Raw genomic sequence first — 1,736 nt, 5'->3', positions numbered from 1 at the left:
ATCCTTCTCTTCGCTCATGGCACGCCCTGGGTACAATCCGGCCCGTTTAATAAGGGTAAAGCTCCGAAAATGCGAGCGGTGGCGAACCGCGCCCCATCCCGTTAAGAGACAGGTCCATGGGGCCGAACCGGATCGTGCGCGCGCTCGCTGGGATTGGTTCGGCCGCTTTGGGCCTCCTCCTTGCGATCGTTGCGGGGGCTCCCATCGCCGCCGCCTTGCTCGCCTTTTTCGGAGGCGCCGCGGCTTTTGCGCTGTTGCGGCCGCGCCCGGAGCCCGATCCTTTGCCTGCGCCCGCCGCGGAAGCGCCTCCGCCGCCGCTTGCCGACCCCGCCCAGCTCCTCGAAGCGATGGCCGAGCCGCTGCTCCTCGTCCGCAACCGCCGGGTGCTGCTCGCCAATTCCGCCGCCCGCTCCGTCCTCGGCGAGCATATCGAGGGCGTCGACGTCCGCCTCGCGATCCGCCACCCCGCCGCCGCCGACCGGCTCATCGACCGCGACGGGGACGAGCCGGCACAGGATGTGACCCGCACCGACCTTGCCGGCCTCGGCGACCCCGACCGCCGCTGGGAGATGGTCACCACCCTGCTCGCCGACGGCAACCGGCTCGTCCACCTCGCCGATCGAAGCCAGGCGCATGCCTCCGAGCAGATGCGAACCGATTTCGTCGCCAACGCCAGCCATGAGCTGCGGACCCCGCTCGCCACCATCCTCGGCTTCCTGGAGACGCTTCAGGATGATGACGCAGCGGCGGACCAAGCGCTCCGCAGCCGCTTCGTCCGGATCATGTTCGATGAAGCGACGCGCATGCACCGGCTGGTGGACGATCTCATCTCCCTCTCCCGGATCGAAGGCGAGCGCTTCAGCCCGCCTCGGCAGCGGGTGGAGCTGCTTCCGCTGGTCGAGCAGGTCCGCGAAAGCTGCGCGGCGATGATCGAGCAAAGCGGCGGCGCCTTGCTGGTCGACGTGCGCGGGCCCGAACCCGCGGCGCTCGGCGACGAATCGCAGCTCCTGCAGCTCCTCCAGAACCTCGTCGTGAACGCCCTCAAATACGGGCGCCCCGGCGAGCCGATCACCGTCCGCTTTGAGGAAGCTGGCCAGGACATGCTCCGGATGAGCGTCATCGACCGCGGCGAAGGCATCGCCCAGGAGCATCTCCCCCGCCTCACCGAGCGCTTCTACCGGGTGGAGGCGAGCCGCAGCCGGGCGATGGGCGGCACCGGGCTTGGCCTCGCCATCGTCAAGCACATCGTCGGACGCCATCGCGGGCGGCTCGATATCCGGAGCAGGCTCGGCGAAGGCACGAGCGTGATCGTCGACCTGCCGAGCGCGCCGCCGCTGTCATCAAAGAGTCACGGAAGCGTCACAGAAGTCACGCCGAAGCTCGATAGCTAGGCCGCGAAGCCCGAACGAGCGGGCCGATGGAGGGCAATTTGAAGAACAAGTTTGTGGCGGCTGCGCTCGCGGCGCTGGCGCTTTCGGCCTGCGGCAAGGGCAACGACGGCGGGGGCGCTTCGGGCCAGCAGATCCAGATCGTCGGGTCCTCGACCGTCTACCCGTTCACGACCGCGGTCGCCGAGCGGTTCGCGCAGACCAATGCGGGTTTCAAGGCGCCGATCGTCGAATCGACCGGCACCGGCGCTGGCATGAAGCTCTTCTGCGGCGGCGTCGGCGACAATTTCCCCGACATGACCAACGCCTCGCGCCGGATCAAGAAGTCCGAGCTCGAGACCTGCGCCA

General features: G+C 68.6%; 2 protein-coding genes. Both read left to right on the top strand.

Going from position 1 to position 1,736, the window contains the following annotated elements:
- Positions 1-116: 116 nt before the first annotated feature.
- A complete protein-coding gene (locus tag VF662_RS04860; protein ID WP_464138355.1) occupies positions 117-1,391 on the top strand; it encodes an ATP-binding protein in 1,275 nt (424 codons plus the stop codon).
- A gap of 38 nt (positions 1,392-1,429) precedes the next feature.
- On the top strand, positions 1,430-1,736 hold a 307-nt coding region (locus VF662_RS04855), incomplete at its 3' end, for a substrate-binding domain-containing protein (RefSeq protein ID WP_464138352.1).

Source organism: Allosphingosinicella sp. (assembly GCF_036387215.1).
Taxonomy (GTDB): domain Bacteria; phylum Pseudomonadota; class Alphaproteobacteria; order Sphingomonadales; family Sphingomonadaceae; genus Allosphingosinicella.
Note: the sequence above shows the minus strand (reverse complement) of the source record. Positions and strands in the feature narration are given on the sequence as shown.